Origin of the sequence: Acinetobacter equi, assembly GCF_001307195.1 — a bacterium.
GTDB classification, from domain to species: domain Bacteria; phylum Pseudomonadota; class Gammaproteobacteria; order Pseudomonadales; family Moraxellaceae; genus Acinetobacter; species Acinetobacter equi.
In genome coordinates this window covers 2,058,035-2,083,550 of record NZ_CP012808.1, presented here as the reverse complement: position 1 = coordinate 2,083,550, position 25,516 = coordinate 2,058,035, and the positions used below count along the sequence as shown (strand labels likewise).

Genomic DNA, 25,516 nt, shown 5'->3' with positions numbered 1-25,516 from the left:
CATCAAAATCTTAAGCAGATTTTTTTGCTTGGGCATTTTTACGAATTGTAATCATCACCAATTGTACTGCCGCAGGTGTAACACCCGGAATACGACTTGCTTGAGCTAATGTTTCAGGACGCACATCTTTCAATTTAAGCGTAATTTCACGTGACAAACCAGATACAACATCATAATCAAAATCGGCAGGAATCTTCGTTTCTTCAAGACGTTTCATTTGCGCAACATCTTGATGCTGACGGTTAATATAACCTTCGTATTTCACTGCAATTTCAATTTGATCACCCACTTGCGGAGAAACTTCAGAACCCGTAAGTTCTGCAATTTGAGCAAATGTAATGTTAGGACGTTTTAATAAATCAACAGCAGAACATTCTTTAGAAAGATCTGCACCTGTCATTTCAACGAATTTTTTACCCATTGGATTGTTTGGCGCAGCCCATAAATGTTGTAAACGACCTGTTTCTTTTTCTACTGCTTCCATTTTTTCACAGTAAGTAGCCCAACGTTCATCATCTACAAGACCCATTTCACGACCAATTGGTGTCAAACGTTGATCTGCATTATCTTCACGAAGCATCAAACGATATTCCGCACGTGATGTAAACATACGGTACGGTTCTTTAGTACCTAAAGTAATTAAGTCATCTACAAGTACACCCATATACGCTTCATCACGTTTCGGTGTCCATTGTTCTTGATCCCACGCACGGCGCGCAGCGTTCAAGCCTGCAAGTAAACCTTGTGCACCAGCTTCTTCATAACCTGTAGTACCGTTAATTTGACCAGCAAAATACAAGTTATTAATCGCTTTAGTTTCTAAAGTAAACTTCAATGCTTGTGGATTAAAATAATCGTATTCAATTGCATAACCCGGACGAAGAATGTGCGCATTCTCCATACCACGAATTGAACGTACTAATTCAAACTGAACATCAAATGGTAAAGATGTTGAAATACCATTTGGATAAAGCTCATGTGTATCTAAGCCTTCAGGCTCTAAGAATACTTGATGTGAGTCTTTATCAGCAAATTTATGAATTTTATCTTCAATTGATGGGCAGTAACGTGGACCTACACCTTCAATGACACCTGTGTACATTGGTGAACGATCTAAACCACCACGAATAATATCGTGTGTACGTTCATTGGTATGTGTAATGTAGCAATTTACTTGTTCAGGATGCATTGAAGCATCACCCATAAATGACATTGTCGGAGATGGGAAATCACCCGGCTGTGGTGTCATTACAGAAAAATCAACTGAACGCGCATCAATACGTGGTGGTGTGCCAGTTTTTAAACGACCTACAGGAAGTTGTAATTCGCGTAAACGATGTGCCAATGAAATTGATGGTGGATCACCTGCACGACCGCCAGAAGCATTATTTAAACCAATGTGAATCACACCGCCCAGGAATGTACCCGCTGTAAGTACAACAGTTTTCGCATCAAAGCGAATACCCATTTGCGTTACAACACCTTTAACGGTATCGCCTTCAACAATTAAGTCATCAGCTGCTTGTTGAAAAATATCTAAATTTGCTTGATTTTCTAAAGTATGGCGAATTGCTGCTTTATAACGAACACGATCAGCCTGCGCACGTGTCGCACGAACTGCTGCTCCTTTACGTGAGTTTAAAATACGGAATTGAATACCGCCTTTATCCGCAGCAAGTGCCATTGCACCGCCAAGAGCATCAATTTCACGTACAAGATGCGACTTACCAATACCACCGATGGCTGGGTTACAACTCATCTGCCCTAAAGTTTCAATATTATGAGTGAGGAGTAAAGTCTGTCGACCCATACGTGCTGCAGCTAATGCTGCTTCAGTACCCGCGTGACCGCCGCCGATAACAATGACATCGTAAACTTTAGGATAATGCATAATGGTAAAAGAGAGATTAAAGAAATGACTCTATATTGTAGCAAAAATTCAGCAATAAGTTGACAGATTAAGTCAATTTTATATTTTTCTATGCAAATTTTAAAATCCACTGTCTACTTTATATATTTTTGTTTCATTTCGTTATATATACAGTATGTATCACTACGTTTTTACCACAAACATTTGAGTGTTTATTATACAATTATTTATTACATTTTAAATTGAACATTACATTAACAAGCAAAGGAATATCTTCATGAAAACTAAGTTTATGTTGTCTGCTGTTTTATCATGTTTAATTTTAGCTCCACTTTATGTACAAGCAAATGATAAAGTTTCAAACACATATAATCCTCAAAAATACCAACAAGTTTGTAAAGGTAAGTCGCTAGGAGATGCTGTAAGTTATGCTGCTCATGGCATCATTTGGAATGGCACTTGCCAAGCTCAGTTTATCCCGTCTGGTAATTATAAAAACATTAAAGGTAATGAAACTGAATTAACAAGTATTTGTAAATCAGATATGAAATCAAAAGCAATGAATATCGAAGGTAAAGAATATGTAGGTAAATGTGCCTTAGCCTTTACTGCTCCAGCACCTTAAGACTCCATTTTTAATATTTTATTCACGGGGGAATATCCTCCCCCTTCTTTCATCTTCACAACAATTCAAGCTCACAACTTTTTCTTCAAAAAATCAACTGATCTATCTTTTCATTTATAAATACAATTTGATATTTTTAAATTATTAAAATTACATCCATATACAATGAAGATTTTACTCATTGTATATAAATATCCTTATATAACTAGCAAAGAACCTCACTACAACCCCAACAAAATTAAGTTTTTCTACATTATTTATATTGAATTATTAAATTAAACTTGAATTATTTTTCAACTTAAATATACTTTAATTGCATAATTTTTAAAAAACATGATTCATATCAAACTTATAAAAGGAAAGCTTAATGAAAAAGCATATTTTATCTTCTATTGCTTTAGCTTGTGTATTTTTAGCTCCACTTAATCTTCAAGCAAATAATGCTGTTGATAATTTCTATACACCAGATTTATATCAAAAAGCTTGCCAGGGTAAATCTGTAGGTGCAGAAACAAATTTTCGCTACAAAGGCGTTCTTTGGAATGGTACATGTGAAACTCAATTCTTCCCGACACAAAAAACAGAAATTTTTGAACGTTTTGCAAAAGAATTAAATAGCGTTTGTAAAATCAATCCTGCAAGTAAAGCTATTAATCTAAAAGGTATTGATTTTAAAGGTAAGTGTGGTCTTGGTTACATGGCTCCTGCACCTAAATAGTACTGAATTATAGGTGATGAAATGAATCATCACCTATAATTTCTATAACTTTAATGGCTTATGCTTATATTTCATGAAATAAATATCATTTTAATAAATAAAATTAATTTATAACTTTCAAAAATCATTCATGATATTTGCCAATAAAATTGCCATGTTTGAGCATAGATCAGCTACAATACTCGTTTAATAAAAAATGATTAGGTTATTTTCGTGAAGTGGTTACAAATACATATTACTGTTGATCAGGCTCAAGTCGATTTTACTGAAACACTACTTAACTCTTTAGGTGCAGTAAGTGTAACTTTAGATGATGCTGAAAATCAGGATTTATTAGAACCGCTTCCAGGTGAAACACCGCTGTGGAACAAAGTTATTGTTACTGGTATTTATGCTCAAGAAGACGATGAAGAAATTGATGTCGATGCAATCATCACATTTATTCAACTTCAAATGCCTGAAGTACCATTAAAATTTGAGTTCATTGAAGACCAAGAATGGGAACGCACTTGGATGGATGCATATGAACCCATTAAAATTAGCGAAAAATTTTGGATTGTTCCTGAATGGATGGAAGCACCAGAAGCTGATGCTGTTAATTTAAAACTTGATCCAGGTCTTGCATTTGGTACAGGTAACCATGCTTCTACTTTCCTTTGCCTACAATGGCTTGGTCAAACTGATGTGAAAGATAAAATCGTCATTGACTATGGCTGTGGTTCGGGAATTTTAGCTGTTGCAGCATTATTACTTGGTGCTAAAAAAGTATACGCAACAGATATTGATCCTCAAGCCGTATTGGCCACTGAACAAAATGCAGCATTAAATGGCGTTGCAGAAAATTTATATGTTGGTTTACCTGATGAATTTTATGAAACATTACAAAACCAAAAGGCAGATGTATTTGTTGCAAACATCCTAGCAGGACCTCTTATGATGCTTGCTCCACAATTTGCCACACTCATCAAACCTGAAGGTGAATTTGCACTTGCTGGTATCATTAACGAACAAGTTGATGAAGTTTCTCAAGTATATTCTGAGTTTTTTGATATATTAGATATTACTAAACACGATGAATATTGGTGCCGAGTTTCTGGTAAGCGCCAACAATATTAATAGTTCATTTAAAATATGATAGACAGACCAACCCAATGCCCTAAATGCTCAAGCATCTATAAAGTTTCTGTAGCTCAACTTACAGTAGCCCAGGGCATGGTTTGTTGTCCCAAATGCTTATGTGAATTTAATGCGCTATTACATTTAATTCAATTATCAACACCTCAAAAAACTGATTTACCCGATACTCAACACATTCATATAAAACATACAAATCAAGAAATTATTACAACATCTTCAGATTTTTTAAAAATTTTTAATGAAAAAGTAGAACACTCCAATATTGACTTAGAAACTTATTTAAATAATTTAAGCTATTTTAGTACAGAGGCAATTCCTAGTATCCCCACACTAAATTTAGCAGAAGAAAAATTAAATCTAAGTCAACAGACCGCTAAGAGGACTTATTATATTACTTGGGGACTTACAACTTCAGTTCTTATTTCAATCTTATTTTTTCAACTCTTAATGTTTAACCCTAAATTTTTAAGTGATAACCCTTCTGTTCACCAAATTTTCACTAAATTCTGCGGATTAATTAATTGCTCCGACTTAGAACAACAATATAGTTATATCAACATCCGTAGCCTAAAAACACACTCCGAAGAGGATACAAACATAAATTTGATAGGTGAACTGATTAATCAAAATGATCGTAGCTTGCCAATGCCATTATTATTACTCACCCTCACTAAAAATAAAGAAATTGTATTTAGTCGTATTTATACTTCCGATGAATACCTTATTCCTAGCTTACAAAATATTAAACGAATCCCCATTAATACTCCTTTTATGTTTGACATTTCACTTCCTTTGCCTGAAAAAAACTTCGATCATTATGATTTACAAATTATTCGTCCATAAAGATTGGAAAAACCTATTAAAAAAATTAAAAAAAATTAAAAAAAATGAACTTTTCTTGCTCACTTTTTCTTGAAGAATGGTATCATACGCGCCACGAAAGCTTCACGCTGCAAACTCTTCGCTAATTTCACAATAAAATTTATCCGCTCAATGCGCTTTATTATTAAAGCGTATCAAGTAGATTTTTTTGTTTGAAATAGGTCTGTAACAAATATTTAACTATTGTTACGCTTATTTTTTGATCAATGCTAAGATATGTGGCAAGCTATATACCAGTTTTAGAGCGCCAGTTTTAGGATCTAAAACGCGGTGTTCATTTATTTCATAGACCACATTGATATATCACTTTACCCTAGTGATATCTGATTTCGGATTAATTCGCATGAATAGCAAATCTCCTATTTTTACTGCACAATCTGATGTTGCTCTTCGTATTCACGTAGATCGCGCAGTTCGCCATTACTTTGCACAATTGCAAGGCGAGCAACCATCACAAGTGTACGATATGGTGCTAGCAGAAATGGAGAAACCTCTTTTATCTGTCGTTCTAGAATATACGCGTGGTAATCAAACACGCGCTGCCGAGATTCTCGGACTGAACCGTGGAACTTTACGTAAAAAGTTAAAAGCTCACGGTTTAATGAGTGAATAAATGATAAAATGCTTGCGGCTTCCGCAGGCATTTTTTTTAACCTGCAATTTTTGCCAAAATTGTTTTTATCTGTTAATAACTGTGACTGTGACAAAGATCATGACTATTAAACGCGCTTTAATCTCTGTATCAGACAAAACTGGTATTGTCGAATTCGCCCAAAACCTTGTTGCTCTTGGGGTAGAAATCTTATCTACTGGCGGCACATACAAATTGTTGAAAGACAATAATGTTGCTGTAGTTGAAGTTTCTGAGCATACAGGTTTTCCAGAGATGATGGACGGCCGTGTAAAAACGCTTCATCCAAAAATTCATGGAGGAATCCTTGCTCGTCGTGGTCTAGACGAACAAGTAATGGCTGAGCACAATATTGATGCAATCGATTTAGTTATTGTTAACTTATACCCTTTTGCTGCAACAGTTGCTAAACCAAACTGTTCACTTGCTGATGCGATTGAAAATATCGACATCGGTGGTCCGACAATGGTTCGCGCTGCTGCAAAAAACCATGCATCTGTAGGGATTGTGGTAAATGCATCTGACTATGCAACAGTTATTGATGAATTAAAAGCAAATGGTGCATTGTCTTACGAAACACGTTTTGACCTAGCTGTTAAAGCATTTGAACACACTGCTCAATATGACGGTATGATCGCATCTTACTTAGGCGCTCGTGTAGGTAAAGAAGAAGGTCAAGCTGACAAATTTGCACGTACATTCAATACACAATTAAATAAAGTTCAAGATTTACGTTACGGTGAAAACCCGCATCAATCTGCTGCATTCTATGTAGAATCAACTGCAACTGAAGCATCTGTTTCAACTGCAAAACAATTACAAGGTAAGGAATTATCTTACAACAATATTGCAGATACAGATGCAGCACTTGAATGTGTAAAATCTTTTGCAAAACCTGCCTGTGTAATTGTTAAACATGCAAATCCATGTGGTGTTGCTGTTTCTCTAGACGGCATTAAAGCTGCTTATGATCTTGCTTATGCAACAGATCCTGAATCTGCATTTGGTGGCATCATTGCATTTAACCGTGAATTAGATGTCGAAACTGCTCAAGCAATTGTAGATCGTCAATTTGTAGAAGTCATCATTGCACCAAGTATTGCTGAAGGTGTACTTGAAGTGACTGGCGCGAAGAAAAATGTCCGCGTACTTGTATGTGGTGAACTTCCAGCAATTGATGCACGTGCAGCTCAACTTGATTACAAACGCGTAAACGGTGGTTTACTTGTTCAAGATCAAGACTTAGGCATGATCACTAAAGACGACCTTAAAGTTGTGACTAAACGTGCTCCAACTGAACAAGAAATTGACGACATGATTTTTGCTTGGAAAGTTGCAAAATACGTGAAGTCTAACGCGATTGTTTATGCGAAAAACCGTCAAACAATTGGTGTAGGCGCAGGTCAAATGAGCCGCGTAAACTCTGCTCGTATTGCAGCAATTAAAGCAGAACATGCAGGTCTTGTTGTGGAAGGTGCAGTAATGGCATCTGACGCATTCTTCCCATTCCGTGATGGTATTGATAATGCTGCTAAAGCAGGTATTAAATGTATTATCCAACCAGGTGGTTCTATGCGTGATGAAGAAACAATTGCTGCTGCTGATGAAGCTGGTATCGCAATGGTCTTCACTGGCATGCGTCACTTCCGCCACTAATTTATAAAATATAAACATGCCCTCCTTTCAAAGGAGGGTATGTTACGTTCAAAACGTCTTAGCATCATTTATTTTGATGTAAAAATTTAAGCCTCATTGGGTTTGTGGAATTTCATTTTCGAGGGATTTTCTAAAGATGAACATTTTAGTTTTAGGTAATGGCGGCCGTGAACATGCATTTGCATGGAAAATCGCACAAGACGATCAAGTCGCAAAAGTATTTGTCGCCCCAGGTAATGCAGGCACTGCAACCGAAGATAAATGTGAAAATGTCGCTTTAAATATTTTAGATAACCCTGCCATTATTAATTTTGCAAAAAACAATGCGGTTGATTTAATTATTGTTGGTCCAGAAGCACCTCTTGTAAATGGTGTTGTAGATGCATGTCGTGAAGCAGGTGTCAAAGTTTGGGGACCAACTCAATTTGCTGCACAATTAGAAGGCTCAAAAGCTTTCGCTAAACATTTCTTAAAACGCCACAATATTCCAACTGCTTTCTATGATGTATTTACAGAAGTAAATGCAGCCAAAGCATTTGTTGAAAAAAATGGTGCACCTATCGTTATTAAGGCAGATGGTCTTGCAGCAGGTAAAGGCGTTATTGTTGCAATGACGAATCAAGAAGCATTTGATGCAATTGACGATATGCTTGCAGGCAATAAATTTGGTAATGCTGGTTCTCGTGTTGTGATCGAAGAGTTCCTTGCAGGTGAAGAAGCATCATTTATTTGTATGATTGATGGCGACAACATTTTACCAATGGCAACGTCACAAGACCATAAACGTATTTTTGAAGGTGATCAAGGTCCAAACACGGGTGGTATGGGCGCATACTCTCCTGCTCCTGTTGTAACTTCAGATGTTTTTGAAAAAACAATGAATGAAGTGATGCGTCCTACCGTTGAAGGTATGAAAAAAGACGGTCATGTATATACCGGTTTCTTATATGCAGGCTTGATGATTGATGAACAAGGTCAACCAAAAGTAATCGAATTTAACTGTCGTTTTGGTGATCCAGAAACGCAGCCGATTATGATGCGCTTAAAATCATCTTTAGTTGATTTAGTTCAAGCTGGCTTAGAAGGTAAATTACCAACTGAAGCTGAGTGGGATGGGCGTAAAACTGTAGGTATTGTACTTGCATCTCGTGGCTACCCTGAGACTTCAAGTAATGGTGATATCATTTCTGGTTTAGATACACAAATGACCGATGCTAAAGTTTTCCATGCAGGAACCAAAGCTCGTGAAAATGGTGACATTGTGACTGCTGGTGGTCGTGTACTTTGCGTAACAGCACTTGGCAATACAATTGGTGAGGCTCAAGCAAAAGCATTAGAGTTATGTGAAAAAGTAACTTTCGATGGTGTTCAATATCGCAAAGATATTGGTTACCGCGCAATTGCTCGTGAAAATGCTTAAGTCGTTATAAATGTATTCATAAAAAACCCGCTTAATGCGGGTTTTTTATCATAGTCAAATTGGCTATTTTCATTTATATCTATTTTTTATATTTAAATAAGAAAAATTCTTATAAGCATATATCCTCATAAAAGTTCCTCTCTTTTTAAATCGCACAATTTAATAATATATTATTTATCAATGTATTATAAAATACATAAAATATTACTTATGTATAATTGTGAAAAGAAATCATATTTTATTCACTATATCGAATAACTATTTATTGTTATGATGCATACAACAAATAGTGACTAAAAACAAAATTTTGTTTTGACTCACTGCCCATATAATTCGTGTATTCACGTTTTAATGAATACCGTTTAGCCCTATTCTCTCAAATAACCCGTGACTGTAAATTATTGCAAATTTACATAGGATGTTTCATGAAAAAACTACTTGGTTTAGGCTTAGCGTTTTTTGTTGTTCTTCTTAGTGCCTGTTCAAAACAACCAGCTCAAGAAGCCACACAAGATACCGCTTCATCATCAGAATTACGTAAAGTCCGCTTAGCATCTACTGGTCCTGACGTTGATATTTGGAAATACATTGCATCTTTACCTGAAACAAAAGAAGCAGGTATTGATTTAGATGTAAAAACTTTAAATGACTATGTGGTGCTTAACACATCTGTCGCAAGTGGTGAAATGGATGTAAATGCATTCCAATCATTTAACTATTTAGCTGCATACAATGAATCAAATAAAGATCAAATTCATGCAATTGCGACAACATACTTAGAACCAATGGGTATTTACGCAAACGATAAAATTAAATCGGTTGACCAATTCCCTAATGGCGCAACAATTGCAATTCCAAATGACACTGCAAATGAAGCACGTGCACTTTCATTATTACAATCTGCTGGTTTAATTAAACTAAAACCAGATTTCAATTTAGGTAGCGGTACAACGAACGATATCGTTGAAAATCCTAAAAACTTAAAGCTTAAGCCAGTTCAAATGACAACTGCTGTTCGTGTTAAAGATGACGTAGATGCTATTGTTCTTGGTAATACATTAGCGCTTGAAGGCGGCTTAAATGTATTAAAAGATTCTGTTTTCCGTGAGCCTATTGACCAAAGTACAGCGCTTTATGTGAACTTACTTGGTGTAAGTGAAGCAAATAAAAATGACCCTACTTTAGCTAAATTAGGTGAACTTTATCATTTACCTAAAGTTCAGCAATTTATTACTGAAAAATTTGATGGAACTAAAGTTGCCGTTAATAAACCTGTAAGTGAATTTACTAACGCTAAATAATCTTTCATGATTTTCTAGCCAATTAAAAAGCCTGCTCTCTAGTGGGCTTTTTTATCACAAGCGATATTGAAAAAATTAGAAAATAAATATTTCAACACAAAATCAACTGATAACCTACTCATATTGAAAACAATTTAAAACCCTACCGCAAGCTAAAATCACAAATACTGTTTATAATAAAATTTCCCAATAGCTAAAGTTGTAATAAATAAAAAATTTAACTCTTTAACACCATCTAAAGAGTAAGATAGAATTGTCATTATCTTTAAAACAGGTGAAGGCATTTACCTGTTTTTTTAATTTTGGTTAGTTTTGACGTTATGATTGAATTTAAAAACATTTCTAAACATTACCAATTGAACGGTCAGACGATCCGTGCTCTTGATAATATTAACCTTGAAATTCCAGATGGCAGCATTTTTGGAATTATTGGTTATAGCGGTGCAGGTAAAAGTACTTTAATTCGTTTGATTAATTTATTAGAACGTCCTAATCAAGGTCAAGTAATTATTAATCAAACGGATTTCACTTCACTAAGTGCAAGTCAATTGCGTAAAGAGCGTGCCAATATTGGTATGATTTTTCAGCACTTCAATTTATTAGCAACAAAAACAGTTGCTGCAAATATTGAAATGCCGCTTAAACTTTTAGGTTTTAGTAAAGCTGAAAGAGAAAAACGCCTAGAAGAATTACTTGAATTTATTGACTTAAAGCATAAGCGTAACGCCTACCCTGATGAGCTTTCAGGTGGTCAAAAGCAACGTGTTGGTATTGCTCGTGCACTTGCAAATCATCCAAAAATTTTACTATGTGATGAAGCTACCTCTGCGCTTGATCCACAAACAACAAAATCTGTTTTAGCTTTATTAAAGAAAATTAATAAAGAGCAAGGCATTACCATTGTCATGGTGACTCATGAAATGGATGTTATTGAATCAGTTTGCGATTATGTTGCTGTCATGGAACAAGGCAAAGTTATTGAATCAGGCTCAACACTTGAAATTTTCAGTCAGCCTCAACACCCAACGACGAAAACATTTATTCAAACTGTATTACAACAGCAATTACCAATTAATATTTTAAGCAATTTAGAGAATCAAAATCATAATAGTATTTATTGCTTAAAATTCTTAGGAAATTCTGCACAAGAAACTGTCATACAAGCTGTAATTAAGAAATTTGATATCAGCTTAAATATTTTATTTGCAAATATGACTGAAATTAATGGCACAGTAATAGGTCAAATGTTTATTCAATTATTAGGTGATTCTTCAATAATTGAACAAGCCATTCACTTCTTACAAGAAAATGGTGTTTCTGTTGAACAATCTGGAGTTGCACAATAATGAAAGATTTAATTGTTCAGTGGCTGACTCAACTTACAGCACCGTATTGGACAAGTTCTCTATCTATAGAACAATTCGTCACTGCATTACAAGAAACCTTCAATATGGTTTTCTTTGCAATGCTATTCGGCTGTATTTGGGGAATTGTTCAGGGCATCATTTTAGTGGTTACACGTCCACAAGGTATTTTACCAAATAAAGTGATTTATTATGGCTTAAATCCAATTGTGAATGCGTTACGTTCTCTACCCTTCATTATTTTATTAATTGCTGTAATTCCTTTAACTAAATTCATTGTAGGCACATCAATTGGCACATGGGCTGCTATTGTTCCTTTAACAATTTATGTTGGACCATACATTGGTCGTTTAGTTGAAACATCACTTTTAGAAGTCAATGAAGGGATTATTGAATCTGCTCAAGCAATGGGTGCAACTCCACTTCAGATTATTTTTAAATTTATTATTCCTGAAGCACGTAGCTCTTTAATTCTGAATTTAACAACAGCAACAATTAGCCTCATTGGTGCAACTGCTATGGCAGGTGCTGTAGGTGCGGGTGGTATTGGTGACCTTGCAATTTCTTATGGTTATCAGCGTTTTGATACAAGTGTCGTTATTTTAACTGTTATTGTTTTATTGGTATTGGTACAGATTGTACAAATGCTTGGTGAATGGTTATCAAGAATGCGATAAGTTGGTCTACCAATTATAATCATTAAGCCCATCATTGGGCTTAATTTTTTATTCGTTATTTCTATAATTGTAAATTATCTTAAAAGAAAACATTATAAAATGTATAACAACGGCAAAGCTAAAATCAAACAAGACTTCAATGGTCTAAAAATTTCTATTCCATCTAATAAAAACTTTTTCTCCATCTTATTTTTATGTACATGGTTAGGCGGATGGTACTTCGGAGAAGTGTCTGCCATTAATGAAGTGAAAAAATTAGAAAGTTTTGATAATTTTTTCCTCATTGCTTGGTTGGTGGGTTGGACTATTGGTGGATTATATGCAATAAAAATTGTTCTCTGGTCTTTGTTTGGGCAAGAAAAATTTTCCATCTCCAACTATGAAATGACTTTACAAGACTCAACTTTAGGTATTGGAAAAAAAATACGCTTTGGATTGAATCAAATTAATAAACTTTCATTGAACAATAATGAAAATGGTATTTCTAGCTCAATTCTCATTGAGGTTGGCTTTAAAACTTATTCTTTCGGAAGTAATTTAGATACAGCAGAAGCTCAATATCTTTTAGGTTTAATTCAACAAAAAGTTCCTCAAATACCACATTCAGAGTAGCTTTTTACTTTCATGACATGACTAAACAGTGGATACATTTTTCATGTATCCACTGTCTAACTAAAACACAATTTATAGTTTGAAATAAATTTACAGTTTACTTAAAGACTCAAATAAAATACGTTCTCCTCAAAGTTTACCTTCAATAAAATTCACATTTTTTCTTTTTTATTCAAACATAGATAAAATAGAATTCAATATTCATTGATAAATATTCATCAAATGATATCAATTACATCCCCTTTGACATTTGCCATGTTAAACTAGCCAATGGTTTTTGCAGGGACTCATTTATGCACTTTGTTCATCTTGGTATTCAAACAGAATTTTCAATTACGGAATCTATCGTAAGGATACCTGATTTAATTAAAGCTGCTGCAAATGAAGCAATGCCCGCTCTGGCCTTAACAGACTTGTCTAACCTCCATGCTGCCGTAAAGTTTTATAAAAAAGCATTAGATAAAGGAATTAAACCTATTCTAGGTGCAACAATTCGTCTTAATGACGCTGAGCATCGAGCAACTTTATTATCTATGACGAATAAAGGCTGGAGAAACCTGACAGAGTTAGTATCTGAAGGTTATATCAGTGGTCAACAATTAGATATTCCTTGTGTTAAAAAGAAATGGGTTTTAGAAAGAAATCAGGATCTTATTATTCTTCTTGGTATGCATAGCGATGTCGGGAAAATGCTTTGCTCGTCAAATCCACAAAAAGCCGAACCTCTACTTGAAGAATGGATCGAAAAATTTGGTAATCGTGTTTATTTAGCCCTTACACGAACTGATCGTCCTGGTGAAGAAGACTTTATCCATGAAGCTGTTTTATTAGCTAAAAAATATAATATTGGTGTTGTTGCACATAACGATGTGCACTTTATTAAACGTGATGATTATGAAGCTCACGAAGCACGTGTATGTATTGCAGATGGTTATGTTTTAGGTGATAGCCGTCGTCCAAAACACTATAGTCCTGAACAATATTTCAAGACAGGCGAAGAAATGTCTGAGCTTTTCAAAGACATTCCTACTGCTATTGAAAACACTTACCATATTGCCAAACGTTGTAATGTCACACTTCGTTTAGGTTTCCATGATCTTCCCGATTATCCAATTCCTGAAGGTCATACCATTGACACCTACTTCGCTCATTTATGTGAAGAAGGCTTAGAAGAACGTCTAAACTTTTTATATCCAGTTGCCAAACGTGGCGATGATTGGGCAGACATTCGTAAACCTTATGATGAACGTCTCGCATTTGAGATTAAAATTATTCTTGACATGGGATTCCCCGGCTATTTCTTAATTGTCATGGACTTCATTCAGTGGTCAAAAGGTAACGGTGTCCCTGTTGGACCTGGTCGTGGTTCTGGTGCAGGTTCTTTAGTTGCATACAGTTTAAAAATCACCGATCTTGATCCATTACGTTACGACTTACTCTTCGAACGTTTCTTAAACCCTGAACGTGTATCAATGCCCGATTTCGACGTCGATTTCTGTATCGCAGGTCGTGACCGTGTTATTGATTACGTAGCACGAACATATGGTCGTGATGCAGTATCGCAAATTGCAACATTTGGAACCATGGCTGCAAAAGGTGCAATTCGAGATGTTGCACGTGTTCTAGGTAAATCTTATGGTTTAGCTGATCGTATTTCTAAAATGATTCCAACAAAACCATTGGGTTTAAGTTTGGAAGAATCCATTGAAGCTGAACCACAACTTAAAGATATCGTTACCAACCCATCTAACCCTGATAATGATGATGCCGCTGAAATTTGGGAAATGGCACTTAAACTTGAAGGGATTACACGAAACACAGGTAAACATGCTGGTGGTGTTGTTATTGCACCAACAAAACTTACAGACTATTCAGCAGTCATGTGTGATGCCGATGGTACAGCACGTGTTGCGCAATTTGACAAAGATGATGTCGAATCAGCAGGTCTGGTTAAATTCGACTTCTTAGGCTTGCGTAACTTAACGGTAATTGAAGATGCCATTAAACATATTAATGCACGTCAAGATGTTTCAGAACCCGTTAATATTTCATATATTCCACTAGATGATCCTGCTGCATACGATATTTTCGCATCAGCAAATACCACGGCGGTCTTCCAGTTTGAATCCGTGGGCATGAAAAAAATGCTGAAAGAAGCACGCCCAAGTAAATTCGAAGAAATTATTGCCTTTGTATCATTATATCGTCCAGGTCCAATGGATCTTATTCCTGACTTTATTCATCGTATGCACGGTGGCGCGTTCGAATATTTACATCCATTACTTGAAAAAGTATTAGAACCTACTTACGGAATTATGGTTTACCAAGAACAGGTAATGCAATCTGCACAATTCTGTGCTGGATACACGCTCGGTGGCGCAGACTTACTCCGTCGTGCAATGGGTAAGAAAAAACCAGAAGAAATGGTCAAGCAGCGTCAAATTTTCATTGAAGGTGCTGCTAAAAAAGATATTGATGAAGCTACAGCTAACCATATTTTTGACTATATGGAAAAGTTTGCAGGCTATGGTTTTAACAAATCACATGCTGCTGCCTATGCTTTAGTTGCTTACCAAACAGCTTGGCTTAAAGCGCATTATCCTGCTGAATTTTTGTCAGCAGTTATGTCATCGGAAATGCAAAATACCGATAACGTAGTATTTTTAATTGATGACTGTCGTAATAATAACATTGAAGTATTACCTCCTTCAGTCAACATGTCTTTGTATCAATTCCATGCAAGTGATCCAAAAACGATTGTGTATGGTCTGGGTGCCATTAAAGGTGTGGGTGAAGCCGCAATGCAGTCTGTCATTGAGTCACGTCAAAAAGATGGTCCATACCGTGATTTATTTGATTTCTGTCATAGAATCGATTTAAAGAAAATTAATAAGCGAACTTTAGAAGCACTTATTCGTGCAGGCGCTCTCGATTGTTTAGGTATTGAACGTGCTGACTTAATGGCTCAATTACCTGAAGCCGTACAAGCGGCTGATCAAGCACGTCAAAACCGTGAAACAGGAATTATGGATTTATTTGGTGAAGTTGAAGAGCTTCAACGCAAACCTGCTAAACCTGTAAAGCCTTGGGCAGATGAAGTTCGTTTAAAAGGTGAAAAAGATACTTTAGGTTTATATTTAACAGGACATCCTATTGATGTTTATCGTCCTGAATTAAAATCATTTATTCCCCATCGTATTAATGAGTTAACACCTACACGTCGTGGTGTCACAACTGTATTTGCAGGCTTGGTGGTTGATGTCGCAAACTTCCCTAACCGAATGATGATCACTTTAGATGATGGTACTGCGCGTATTGAAGTTTCGTCTAATCATGAGCGATTCCAACGTTTTAAAGACATTATTAAAAATGAAGAAGTTATTGTTATTGAAGGTGAAATTTATGAACGTGAAGGTTTTGACCGCCCTCTAGGTCGCTTAACCAAAGCTTTTAGTATTAATGAAATTCGCCAAAAAAGAGCAAATAGCATTCAAATTAAGCTATCAAATGAACACATGAATAAAACATTGGCTAAAGATTTAGCTACAATATTACAGCCTTATACCAATGTTGATATGAGTACACATATCCCTGTTCATTTACATGCTGATTTCCCTTATGCAACAACAGAAATTCATTTAGGTCTAGCTTGGAAAGTTGCTCCACTCGATGAAGTACTCATAAAATTACGCGATTACTTTGGTAAAGAAGCGATTTACATCGAATACCATGTAAAATCTAAAGCAGCAAAAGCCGTAAGTTACAACGAAGCAAAACCTGCTTACATCCCACCACCTCCTGAAGGTGTGTCTATGGATGATGCCATGGACTTATATCAGACGAATATTAATCAATATTCTTAATTTAAAATTAAACTTTGGACAAATTATGAGTCAAGTTGACAATGCTACGGTATCGGCACATCTCTCCCATGTGCGTATTGTCATGGTGAATACCACTTTACCAGCAAATATTGGTAGTGCATTACGTGCAATGAAAACGATGGGATTATCTCAGTTAGTTTTGGTTGCGCCTAAAACCTACCCTCACCCAGATATTGATGCCCTAGCAGCTGGTGCAACGGATTTAATCGAAAAAATCCAAATCGTTGAAACACTTGAAGAAGCCATTAAAGATTGTCATCTTGTTTTTGGAACAAGTGCGCGTAGTCGTACAATTCCTTGGCCTTTGCTTGATGCTCGCCCTGCAGCTGAAAAATCTTTAGATGCTGTTGTGAATCATCAACAAGAAATTGCCATTGTCTTTGGCCGTGAAGATCGTGGATTAACCAATGAAGAGCTTGCTCTAGCAAACTATCATGTCACTATTCCTGTAAATAGTGATTATGGCGTACTTAATGTTGCTCAAGCGATTCAAGTGATTTGTTACGAAATGCGTATGGCAGCAATGGATCTTGTTGGCAAAGAAGTTGATCCTAATGCAACAATGCACGTGACTGAAACTGAAGACATGCAATGGGATGAGCCTCTTGTCACGCACGAACAAATGGAACAGTTTTATCCTCATATTGAAAAAATGTTAGCTGATATTGAATTTTTAGATCCCCAAAACCCAAGATTATTACCATTACGCTTGCGTCGTCTATTTGGACGTATACAATTAGATCGTATGGAATATCATCTACTTCGTGGTATTTTTAGTCGTGTACAGGCACTGAATAACGGCTCATGGAAAAAAACTGAAAAAATTGATCAGGAAAAGGATCCTCAGTAATGCTTAAACAGCTCAAAGAAGATATCCAAGCTGTCTTCGCGCGCGATCCCGCTGCACGAAACACTCTTGAAGTCCTAACAACTTATCCTGGCATTCATGCACTAATTATGCATCGTTTTGCTCATGAATTATGGAAAAAGGACTGTAAAGGATCTGCTCGCTTATTATCCTCTTTCAGTCGTTTTGCAACAGGCATTGAAATTCATCCTGGTGCAAAAATCGGCAAACGCTTCTTTATCGATCATGGCATGGGCGTTGTTATTGGGGAAACTGCTGAAATCGGTGATGATGTTACGCTTTATCATGGCGTAACGCTTGGTGGCACCACATGGAATAAAGGTAAACGCCATCCAACACTTGAAGATGGTGTTATTGTCGGAGCTGGTGCTAAAATTTTAGGTCCATTTACCGTTGGTAAAAATTCTAAAATTGGTTCAAATGCAGTTGTAACTAAAGAAGTTCCCCCAAATACAACTGCAGTAGGCAGTGCTGCACGCTTTATCACAAAAGATAAACCTAAAGATGAGGAAGAACGTCTTCGTGATTATGCTGAAAGTATTGGCTTCCAACCTTATGCTGCAACACAAGATCAATCAGATCCAGTGTTAGATGGCATGCGTGTGCTACTAGATCGTATTCAGCACAATGAAAAACGTATGAATACGCTTTGCCAACGCTTATCGTTGCTTGACCCTACATTTAAGAAACAACAGCTTAAAGAACAACCTTTTAGCCAAGAAGAACTAAAGATCATCGAAGATGTAAGACGTGAATGTGAAGCTCAAAGCCAACAATCAAAAGCATAAGCTATATTTCACTTGATTTAACATCCTTTCACTTGCATGTTAGTCAGACATTTCCTAGACTGACTAACATGCACGACATTGTATTGAAAAAAAATTAATGGAAGACCAACATCATGTTTAAGCCTTGGGCAATGGCCATACTTAGCGCTTCAATTTTATCTGCCTGCGTTACTCAGGAAATAAAAAAGCCATCAACAACAGTTTCTAAAAAGGATCCTATTATATTTACTGAACCTGCTTTATCAGCACCGTTCTATTCATATAATCCATTTGACTATACTGCTCCACCAGTTTTTGAAGTTGATTTAATCCAAGCAGCATCTCAAGCAAAGAACTCTTCTGCAAAAAATCTTTTAATTATTCCAACAGTGAATAGCAAATCTCGTTCATTAAAATATGCAACATCTGCTGGTAATAATGAATTAGATGTCACTGAAATTGATGCATTATTGCAAACAATTGAAGGGCAAGCTCGACACTACCCACCTCGTTATACAAATCGCCAAGAACGCCGTGGATTAGAACGTAAACTTAGACAAGTCAGCACACAACTTGATGGCTTAGCTGCAAATGATAACGCCTCTTTTGATGTGTTAATTCGCGCATTTAAAGCAAGTGTACTTGGTCGAAATCTAGATTTAGGATCAGCATATACAACAAAATCGATGACTTATGCTCAGCGCTTACTAAAAATGGATAAAAATGACCCAGAAACAAACTTTTGGTTTGGTTTTGGCTTATCTGAAGGCGGTGGACAAAAAGAAGCTATTCCTTATTTAGAGAAAGCAATGAAAGGTGGAGTTCAGGAAGCTTATCTTGTATCTGTAAATAATTATTTAGCTTTAGAGCAAAAGAAAAGTGCTATTCAAATGCTCAACAATTACAAAGTAAAATATCCACAAGAAGCACAAGTCGTTGATCGTTTAACCAAAGAAATTCAAACAAAAAATCGTTGGAATGTTTGGCAAATATTGCCACAAAAATAACGATAAATTTTTATTGTTATATGAAAAAAAGATCATTACATGATCTTTTTTTCATTTCTACAATTGAAATATCAAAGAATCACCGTATTATGAATTCAAGCATCTCTTTCAGACATTACCATGACTAATCCATTAAAGAATCTAGCAATATTTAGTATGTTAAGTACTGCATTATTTAATACTGGATGCCAAGTCGTTAGTGTTAAACAACAAGCTTTAAATGTCAGTATCGCAAATGAGCGTGAAAGCATTATTTCACGGAATAAACTCAGTGAAGCAAGTCTAAATGTGCTATCAATGGCTGGAAAAGATCCTAAATTTTGCACAGATAATCCCAATGAATGCGTAACAGATCTTCATCAAATACCTGAAATTCAAGATGAAATACTTTTATCTACAGCAAGTGAACTATATCTTGCAAAAGCACAAGCATTGGCTGACACTTCAAGCTGCAAGAAAAGTTTATTAATCAGCCATAGATCACAAGAAAAACAAGCATTAGAATTAGAAAACTATCAAAAATGCTTAGATGAACAACTTTCTATGCTAGACAAAAGTATTCGCTATAGTTATGCCTACTTATTTAAAACTGAACGAAAACCTGAAGATCGAATTTTTGATAACAGACAAGTACAAATTCGTGATTTTTACAATCAAGCGATTGCTAAACTTGTACAATCTTATACTGAGCGCCATAGCCCTAAAGAGACAATTCACGAGCTTAAAATGGGTGACAGTGTCTATAAAGTGAATTATGAAAATTCACATATGCTGAAATCCAAAACTGGAGAATCAATTGAACAACTAGCCCCAAGCTATAATCTTAATTTTTCAGGTTTACGCTCAATTACACGCCGTGATGGTTTTGGTTCTGAATTTTTATTTGAGCTTTCAGATGATAAAAAAAATGATTTAGGTGAAAAAACAAAGTATATTGTCGATCCTTTAAATTACCAATATCCTGAAGGCATAAATCCAAACTTACATACAGCACGATATTTAGCAACAACCATTACTGCTGAACCTTCAAAACCCGCAACAAAAGAAGATGTTTTAAATCAAACTGAATTTCAATTAAAAATTTTTAATCCATATTTATACGATCAAACAGAGATTGAAAATAAAACCTACCCACTTGCTGCTAACTTTTCCGCACCTTATGGTTCATGGTTAGCTGCAAATAACCTTAATAAAGCAGCATATTTATCACTCATTGATCGAGATCAAAATCTCACCATGCCTCATTTATATATGCTAGAACCATACAACCCAAATAAAAAAGTTGTTGTTTTAGTTCATGGTTTAGCAAGTAGCCCTGAAGCTTGGATTCGCCTTACGAATGATATTATGGGGGATAGCATTTTGCGTGATCATTATCAAATATGGCAAGTTTTTTATTCAACTAATATGCCTATTTTGGAAAGTCGTTATCAAATCAATGCCATCATTCAACAAGGATTTGAATTAGTAGATCCCCAAGATTCAGCTTACAAAGATGCTGTATTGGTAGGTCATAGTATGGGGGGTATTATTGCTCGTTTACTTGTGAGTAAAGCCGATATTAAAAATAAAGCGATTGAAGTGGTGAATAATAAAAAATATGAAGCACAAATTGAGACAGATCCTTTATTTCAGGCACGCTTAAATATGGAGCCCATTCCAAATTTTAGCCGTGCGATCTTTCTTTCAGCACCTCATCGTGGTACATCTTATGCAGACAGATGGTTTACGCTTGCACTACGAAAAATCATTCGATTACCAGGTGCTTTTTTAAGTGCATTTGCAGATACTTTACAAGGTGAAATTAACATTAAAGATCTAAGTAAAGATATTAATCATGGTCTCATTCAAAATGGTCCAAGTGATTTAAGTAAAAACTCAGACTTCACAAAAATAACAAAAGATATTCAGCCTTACAAAGAACTAAAATTTCATAGCATTATGGGAAATATCACAAAAAGTTCAGATCCATCCGTGATAACAGATGGTATTGTTCCCTACACAAGCGCTCATTTAGATAATGCTTTGTCTGAAAAAATTATTCATGGTGGTCATTCTATTCAAGAAACACCTGAAGCTGTTCTTGAGTTAAGACGTATTCTTCATTTGCATTTAGATGAATTAAAATTAAAGTCCAAATAAAAATTTCAAACCTTAATATATAAAAAAGCCAAGATAACTTGGCTTTTTTAATTTTTCTTTAAATATCAAAATTAGAATTTGTAACGAAGACCGATAGAAAAGTCATGGCTTTTTAATTTTGCTTCGTAATCAGATGCTGTTGCACCAACAAAACTTGTAACACCACCATCATAAGAACTATACCAAGGCGCTACCGTTAAAGCATTCACTTTACCTAAGTCTACATAACGGTATCCAAGATCAAGAGCCAAATCTTTATCTAGAGCATAACTTACGCCTGCACCAATCGACCAAGCGAAATCAGTTTTTTTATCATTAGCAGATGCAGAGCCATCTAAGCCAGTTTGATATTCAGTTACATCTAATTTATTGAAAGCCGCACCAACCCCTGCTGATACGTATGGTGTAAAATCAGATGTATTTTTAAAATCGTAATATACATTTGCCATTAAGCTTTGCGATTTAACTGTAGCATCTGCAGTACCGTATGTATACACATCACCCAAACCATTAAAATACGCACGATTTGTTGTGCCATTAGCATCAGCTTTGCCACGGAATGTATATTCTAATTCTGCACGTACCGGTAGTGACTCAAGTGCCCAACCATAAGCAATTGAAGCATTGATTACAGTATCTTTTTCTTTATCAGATGCATATGCATTACCCAGCAATGCAGGAGCTTCAAGATCATATTCCTCAGAATAAACACTTAAATCAGACTTAACAATTGAAGCACCTAATTTTGCTGAAATATATTGATCAGCATGAGCCGCTGAAAAAGCACCAAAAACAGTCGCTAAAAGTACTAATTTTTTCATATTCATATTTTCCTAATTGTTTGGCGTGAAAATTATCCACGCGACCATTAAATATAAATTTCAACACAAAAACAATACATTTATCACATAAATGTTAATTTTAGTAAATTTAATTTAATATTTAATATTTATTGTAATTTTTTTTAATATATTTTATTTTTTTAAAAAATAAATCACAAAAAAATATGTAAATTTAAAAAAATGTATCATCCTTTAGAACCGTCTAAACTAATTACTCATAATTTACCTTTAAGTAATATTATTCAATGCATACTGATAACTTCTAGTAATTAAGCAAATAAGAATTTAAAGAATAACTTATCTTTCTGTTTTGGTTTTTTGCTAAAATTACACACGAAGATGAATTGCACGCCTAATTTACATTTACTTATAATTCAACTTTGATTTTTATAATTGACGAATATACAGGACTCCCCATACATGAACCTTGCGGCAAACATGACTGACTTCTCAACACTTACGCCAATGATGCAACAGTACATGTCCGTAAAAGTACAACATCCTCATTCTTTGATGTTTTATCGTATGGGAGATTTCTATGAACTATTTTTTGAAGATGCTCATAAAGCAGCAAAACTTTTAGGTATTACCTTAACACATCGTGGTAAAGCCAATGGTGAACCTATTCCAATGGCAGGTGTACCTTTTCATGCAGCAGAAGGTTATTTAGCACGCCTTGTGAAAAAAGGGGAAACTGTTGTTATCTGTGAGCAACTAGGGGAAGTAACAGGAAAAGGACCTGTTGAACGTGGTGTTGTTCGTATTATTACACCAGGTACATTAACCGATGATGCCTTACTCAATGCACACCAAACTTCAAATTTAGTTGCTTTATGCATTCAACAAAATCAAATCGGTATTGCACTACTCGATTTAAGTGCGAGTATTTTCAAGGTCCAACAACAAGATTATCAACCTGAACAATTAATGATTGAATTGGCACGACTTATGCCAAGCGAAATTTTAATTGATGAAGATATTGTTGATCAAAATATTATTGAGCAAATCAAAAGACAAATTGAATGTCCTGTCACGAAACGCCCAAACGTTGACTTTAACTTAAATAACGCACAAAAAACTTTATGTGATCAGCTTTCAGTTTCTACTCTTTCTGGTTTTGGTATAGACCACCTTCCTTTAGCCAAAGCTGCTGCTGCATCACTTATTCATTATGCAAAAGAAACCCAAAAAACAGCCCTTCCCCATATTCGCTCAATACAATTAGAACAAAGCACAGACTTTATTGCATTAGATCCTGTTACTCGTCGTAATCTTGAACTTATTGATCCTCTATTTGAGCATGGCACATCTTTATTTCAGCTGATTAATGATTGCCAAACTGCAATGGGTAGTCGTTTACTGAGTCGTACGCTCATGCAACCATTACGTGATACTAAAATTTTAGATGCCCGTTTAGATGCTATTCAGAGCATGGTCAAAGGTTACCATGAATCACCTATTCGCTTAGTCCTTAAAGAAATTGGCGATATTGAACGTGTGTTGAGCCGTGTAGCATTAGGCAGTGCTCGTCCGCGTGATTTAGTCCAGCTTCGTCAAGCTTGTGCTCAAATTCCATATTTACGTCATGCACTTCAACCTATTCTTCAAAATGAATCCGTTGATTTAATTCAGCAACTGAATGAAGAATTAGGCGATTTTAACGGTCTGCATCAACGCTTAATGTCAGCGATTGTTGAAAATCCACCTGTGCTTTTACGTGATGGTAATGTAATTGCAGAAGGTTTCGATACAGAACTTGATGAACTACGTAAAATTCGTGATCATGCTGGACAATTTTTAATTGATTTAGAAATTCAAGAGCGTGAAGCAACAGGTATTAATACCTTAAAAATTGGCTATAACCGTGTGAGTGGCTACTATATTGAGCTTACACGTGGACAAGCTGCTCAGGCACCTGATCATTACATTCGTAGACAGACGCTTAAAAATGCTGAACGCTATATCACACCTGAATTAAAATCTTTTGAAGATAAAGTATTATCAAGTGAATCTCGTGCTTTAGCACGTGAAAAAATGCTCTTTGAAATGCTTCTTGATGAGCTACGCACCGATATCGCAAACTTACAAATGATGAGTAGCGCGATTGCACAAATTGACTTAATTGCTAACTTTGCCCATCAAGCTCGCCTTAAAAATTGGGCACGTCCTGAATTTAGCCCTGAAATTGGTGTAAAAATTCAAGCAGGTCGTCATCCCGTTGTAGAATCGTTAAGTAAGTCTGCATTTACACCCAATGATACGACCCTCGACTTTAACCATCGTTTAGCCATTGTGACTGGGCCAAACATGGGAGGTAAATCAACGTTCATGAGACAAACAGCGCTCATCACATTATTGGCATATTGCGGCAGTTTTGTGCCAGCTCAAACAGCAACCATTGGACCAATTGATCGTATCTTTACCCGTATTGGTTCTGCCGATGATTTATCTACAGGTAAATCAACCTTCATGGTTGAAATGACTGAAACATCACAAATTCTTCATCATGCAACCAATCAATCTCTCGTATTAATGGATGAAGTTGGACGAGGTACAAGTACTTATGATGGCTTATCTTTAGCTTGGGCATGTGTACTTGATTTAGCAAAACGCATTAAATGCTTATGCTTATTTGCAACACACTACTTTGAACTTACAGAGTTAGGTAAGGAAGTAGGAATTGATAATTATCATGTGACGGCAAAAGAACTCAATGGCAATCTAATTTTGTTGCATAAAGTTCAAGCTGGACCTGCAAGTCAGAGTCATGGTTTACAAGTTGCTAAACTTGCAGGCATTCCAGCCAACGTCATTAAAGATGCACAAAATCGTTTAAAAATTTTAGAAAAACAACAGCACAAAAATGTAAATACTGCTGTTCAAAATGATTTGTTTTCAAATCAGGAACCTGATGTTATAGAACACATTATTGAAGTTGAAAAACCTTCAGCTGCATTAGAGTTATTAAAATCAATTGATGTTGACAACTTAACGCCAAGACAAGCTCTAGAACAGCTCTATGCTTTAAAAGAGCAATTAAAAGCTTAAATCAGTTTGCCTAGCCTAAATTTTAGTGGCTAGGCTAAAAATACTTTGCAAATATGCACCTTTCC

General features: G+C 35.7%; 19 protein-coding genes. 17 read left to right on the top strand and 2 right to left on the bottom strand.

What is annotated here, in order from left to right:
• Positions 1–10: 10 nt before the first annotated feature.
• Complete coding sequence (gene mnmG, locus AOY20_RS09905; RefSeq protein WP_054581703.1) at positions 11–1,891, bottom strand: tRNA uridine-5-carboxymethylaminomethyl(34) synthesis enzyme MnmG; 1,881 nt, start codon at positions 1,889–1,891, stop codon at positions 11–13.
• A gap of 256 nt (positions 1,892–2,147) precedes the next feature.
• Between mnmG and AOY20_RS09900 the strand changes: the two genes are divergently transcribed.
• The 16 genes from AOY20_RS09900 to AOY20_RS09825 all read left to right on the top strand — a co-directional run bounded on the left by AOY20_RS09900 (position 2,148) and on the right by AOY20_RS09825 (position 21,561).
• Complete coding sequence (locus AOY20_RS09900) at positions 2,148–2,495, top strand: hypothetical protein (RefSeq protein ID WP_054581702.1); 348 nt, start codon at positions 2,148–2,150, stop codon at positions 2,493–2,495.
• A 367-nt stretch (positions 2,496–2,862) separates the two neighbouring features.
• Positions 2,863–3,213: a hypothetical protein gene (locus tag AOY20_RS09895; RefSeq protein WP_054581701.1), complete on the top strand. Its 351-nt coding sequence runs from the start codon at positions 2,863–2,865 to the stop codon at positions 3,211–3,213.
• A 213-nt stretch (positions 3,214–3,426) separates the two neighbouring features.
• The gene (gene prmA / locus AOY20_RS09890; RefSeq protein WP_054581700.1) at positions 3,427–4,329 is read left to right on the top strand and encodes a 50S ribosomal protein L11 methyltransferase; all 903 of its coding nucleotides are present in this window, start codon (positions 3,427–3,429) and stop codon (positions 4,327–4,329) included.
• A 15-nt stretch (positions 4,330–4,344) separates the two neighbouring features.
• The gene (locus AOY20_RS09885) at positions 4,345–5,193 is read left to right on the top strand and encodes a DUF3426 domain-containing protein (RefSeq protein WP_081403383.1); all 849 of its coding nucleotides are present in this window, start codon (positions 4,345–4,347) and stop codon (positions 5,191–5,193) included.
• 382 nt (positions 5,194–5,575) lie between these two features.
• Complete coding sequence (gene fis, locus AOY20_RS09880) at positions 5,576–5,845, top strand: DNA-binding transcriptional regulator Fis (protein WP_001086304.1); 270 nt, start codon at positions 5,576–5,578, stop codon at positions 5,843–5,845.
• A 99-nt stretch (positions 5,846–5,944) separates the two neighbouring features.
• Positions 5,945–7,519 carry a bifunctional phosphoribosylaminoimidazolecarboxamide formyltransferase/IMP cyclohydrolase gene (gene purH, locus AOY20_RS09875; RefSeq protein WP_054581698.1) on the top strand — a complete coding sequence of 525 codons (1,575 nt, stop codon included), beginning with the start codon at positions 5,945–5,947 and terminating at the stop codon, positions 7,517–7,519.
• A gap of 136 nt (positions 7,520–7,655) precedes the next feature.
• Positions 7,656–8,939: a phosphoribosylamine--glycine ligase gene (gene purD, locus AOY20_RS09870; RefSeq protein WP_054581697.1), complete on the top strand. Its 1,284-nt coding sequence runs from the start codon at positions 7,656–7,658 to the stop codon at positions 8,937–8,939.
• Positions 8,940–9,364: 425 nt separating this feature from the next.
• The gene (locus AOY20_RS09865) at positions 9,365–10,240 is read left to right on the top strand and encodes a MetQ/NlpA family ABC transporter substrate-binding protein (RefSeq protein ID WP_054581696.1); all 876 of its coding nucleotides are present in this window, start codon (positions 9,365–9,367) and stop codon (positions 10,238–10,240) included.
• A gap of 320 nt (positions 10,241–10,560) precedes the next feature.
• A complete protein-coding gene (locus AOY20_RS09860) occupies positions 10,561–11,586 on the top strand; it encodes a methionine ABC transporter ATP-binding protein (RefSeq protein ID WP_054581695.1) in 1,026 nt (341 codons plus the stop codon).
• Positions 11,586–12,281 (top strand): methionine ABC transporter permease, encoded by a 696-nt coding sequence (locus tag AOY20_RS09855; RefSeq protein ID WP_054581694.1) that lies wholly within the window; start codon positions 11,586–11,588, stop codon positions 12,279–12,281. The genes AOY20_RS09860 and AOY20_RS09855 overlap by 1 nt, the downstream gene beginning before the upstream one ends.
• 99 nt (positions 12,282–12,380) lie before the next feature.
• Positions 12,381–12,893 (top strand): hypothetical protein, encoded by a 513-nt coding sequence (locus tag AOY20_RS09850; RefSeq protein WP_054581693.1) that lies wholly within the window; start codon positions 12,381–12,383, stop codon positions 12,891–12,893.
• A 293-nt stretch (positions 12,894–13,186) separates the two neighbouring features.
• Positions 13,187–16,756, top strand: coding sequence for a DNA polymerase III subunit alpha (gene dnaE, locus AOY20_RS09845; protein WP_054581692.1), 3,570 nt, complete (start codon positions 13,187–13,189; stop codon positions 16,754–16,756).
• A 25-nt stretch (positions 16,757–16,781) separates the two neighbouring features.
• Positions 16,782–17,627, top strand: a complete 846-nt coding sequence (locus AOY20_RS09840) for an RNA methyltransferase (RefSeq protein WP_054582582.1) — start codon at positions 16,782–16,784, stop codon at positions 17,625–17,627.
• Positions 17,627–18,433 carry a serine O-acetyltransferase gene (cysE, locus tag AOY20_RS09835; RefSeq protein ID WP_054581691.1) on the top strand — a complete coding sequence of 269 codons (807 nt, stop codon included), beginning with the start codon at positions 17,627–17,629 and terminating at the stop codon, positions 18,431–18,433. The genes AOY20_RS09840 and cysE overlap by 1 nt, the downstream gene beginning before the upstream one ends.
• 110 nt (positions 18,434–18,543) lie before the next feature.
• Positions 18,544–19,419, top strand: coding sequence for an ABUW_2363 family tetratricopeptide repeat lipoprotein (locus AOY20_RS09830; RefSeq protein ID WP_054581690.1), 876 nt, complete (start codon positions 18,544–18,546; stop codon positions 19,417–19,419).
• Positions 19,420–19,539: 120 nt separating this feature from the next.
• Positions 19,540–21,561, top strand: coding sequence for an esterase/lipase family protein (locus AOY20_RS09825; protein WP_054581689.1), 2,022 nt, complete (start codon positions 19,540–19,542; stop codon positions 21,559–21,561).
• 71 nt (positions 21,562–21,632) lie between these two features.
• On the opposite strand, the gene AOY20_RS09820 is transcribed toward AOY20_RS09825, so the two are convergent.
• Positions 21,633–22,382 (bottom strand): outer membrane protein, encoded by a 750-nt coding sequence (locus tag AOY20_RS09820; protein ID WP_054581688.1) that lies wholly within the window; start codon positions 22,380–22,382, stop codon positions 21,633–21,635.
• Between the two features lie 441 nt (positions 22,383–22,823).
• Here AOY20_RS09820 and mutS point away from each other — a divergent pair, with 441 nt between their 5' ends.
• Positions 22,824–25,451: a DNA mismatch repair protein MutS gene (mutS, locus tag AOY20_RS09815; protein ID WP_054581687.1), complete on the top strand. Its 2,628-nt coding sequence runs from the start codon at positions 22,824–22,826 to the stop codon at positions 25,449–25,451.
• Positions 25,452–25,516 lie beyond the last annotated feature (65 nt).

What these genes read in the sequence shown, in the direction of transcription:
- mnmG (WP_054581703.1), bottom strand. Translation starts at nt 1,891, where the DNA reads ATGCATTATCCTAAAGTTTACGATGTCATTGTTATCGGCGGCGGTCAC.
- AOY20_RS09900 (WP_054581702.1), top strand. Translation starts at nt 2,148, where the DNA reads ATGAAAACTAAGTTTATGTTGTCTGCTGTTTTATCATGTTTAATTTTA.
- AOY20_RS09895 (WP_054581701.1), top strand. Translation starts at nt 2,863, where the DNA reads ATGAAAAAGCATATTTTATCTTCTATTGCTTTAGCTTGTGTATTTTTA.
- AOY20_RS09885 (WP_081403383.1), top strand. Translation starts at nt 4,345, where the DNA reads ATGATAGACAGACCAACCCAATGCCCTAAATGCTCAAGCATCTATAAA.
- fis (WP_001086304.1), top strand. Translation starts at nt 5,576, where the DNA reads ATGAATAGCAAATCTCCTATTTTTACTGCACAATCTGATGTTGCTCTT.
- purH (WP_054581698.1), top strand. Translation starts at nt 5,945, where the DNA reads ATGACTATTAAACGCGCTTTAATCTCTGTATCAGACAAAACTGGTATT.
- purD (WP_054581697.1), top strand. Translation starts at nt 7,656, where the DNA reads ATGAACATTTTAGTTTTAGGTAATGGCGGCCGTGAACATGCATTTGCA.
- AOY20_RS09865 (WP_054581696.1), top strand. Translation starts at nt 9,365, where the DNA reads ATGAAAAAACTACTTGGTTTAGGCTTAGCGTTTTTTGTTGTTCTTCTT.
- AOY20_RS09860 (WP_054581695.1), top strand. Translation starts at nt 10,561, where the DNA reads ATGATTGAATTTAAAAACATTTCTAAACATTACCAATTGAACGGTCAG.
- AOY20_RS09855 (WP_054581694.1), top strand. Translation starts at nt 11,586, where the DNA reads ATGAAAGATTTAATTGTTCAGTGGCTGACTCAACTTACAGCACCGTAT.
- AOY20_RS09850 (WP_054581693.1), top strand. Translation starts at nt 12,381, where the DNA reads ATGTATAACAACGGCAAAGCTAAAATCAAACAAGACTTCAATGGTCTA.
- dnaE (WP_054581692.1), top strand. Translation starts at nt 13,187, where the DNA reads ATGCACTTTGTTCATCTTGGTATTCAAACAGAATTTTCAATTACGGAA.
- AOY20_RS09840 (WP_054582582.1), top strand. Translation starts at nt 16,782, where the DNA reads ATGAGTCAAGTTGACAATGCTACGGTATCGGCACATCTCTCCCATGTG.
- cysE (WP_054581691.1), top strand. Translation starts at nt 17,627, where the DNA reads ATGCTTAAACAGCTCAAAGAAGATATCCAAGCTGTCTTCGCGCGCGAT.
- AOY20_RS09825 (WP_054581689.1), top strand. Translation starts at nt 19,540, where the DNA reads ATGACTAATCCATTAAAGAATCTAGCAATATTTAGTATGTTAAGTACT.
- AOY20_RS09820 (WP_054581688.1), bottom strand. Translation starts at nt 22,382, where the DNA reads ATGAAAAAATTAGTACTTTTAGCGACTGTTTTTGGTGCTTTTTCAGCG.
- mutS (WP_054581687.1), top strand. Translation starts at nt 22,824, where the DNA reads ATGAACCTTGCGGCAAACATGACTGACTTCTCAACACTTACGCCAATG.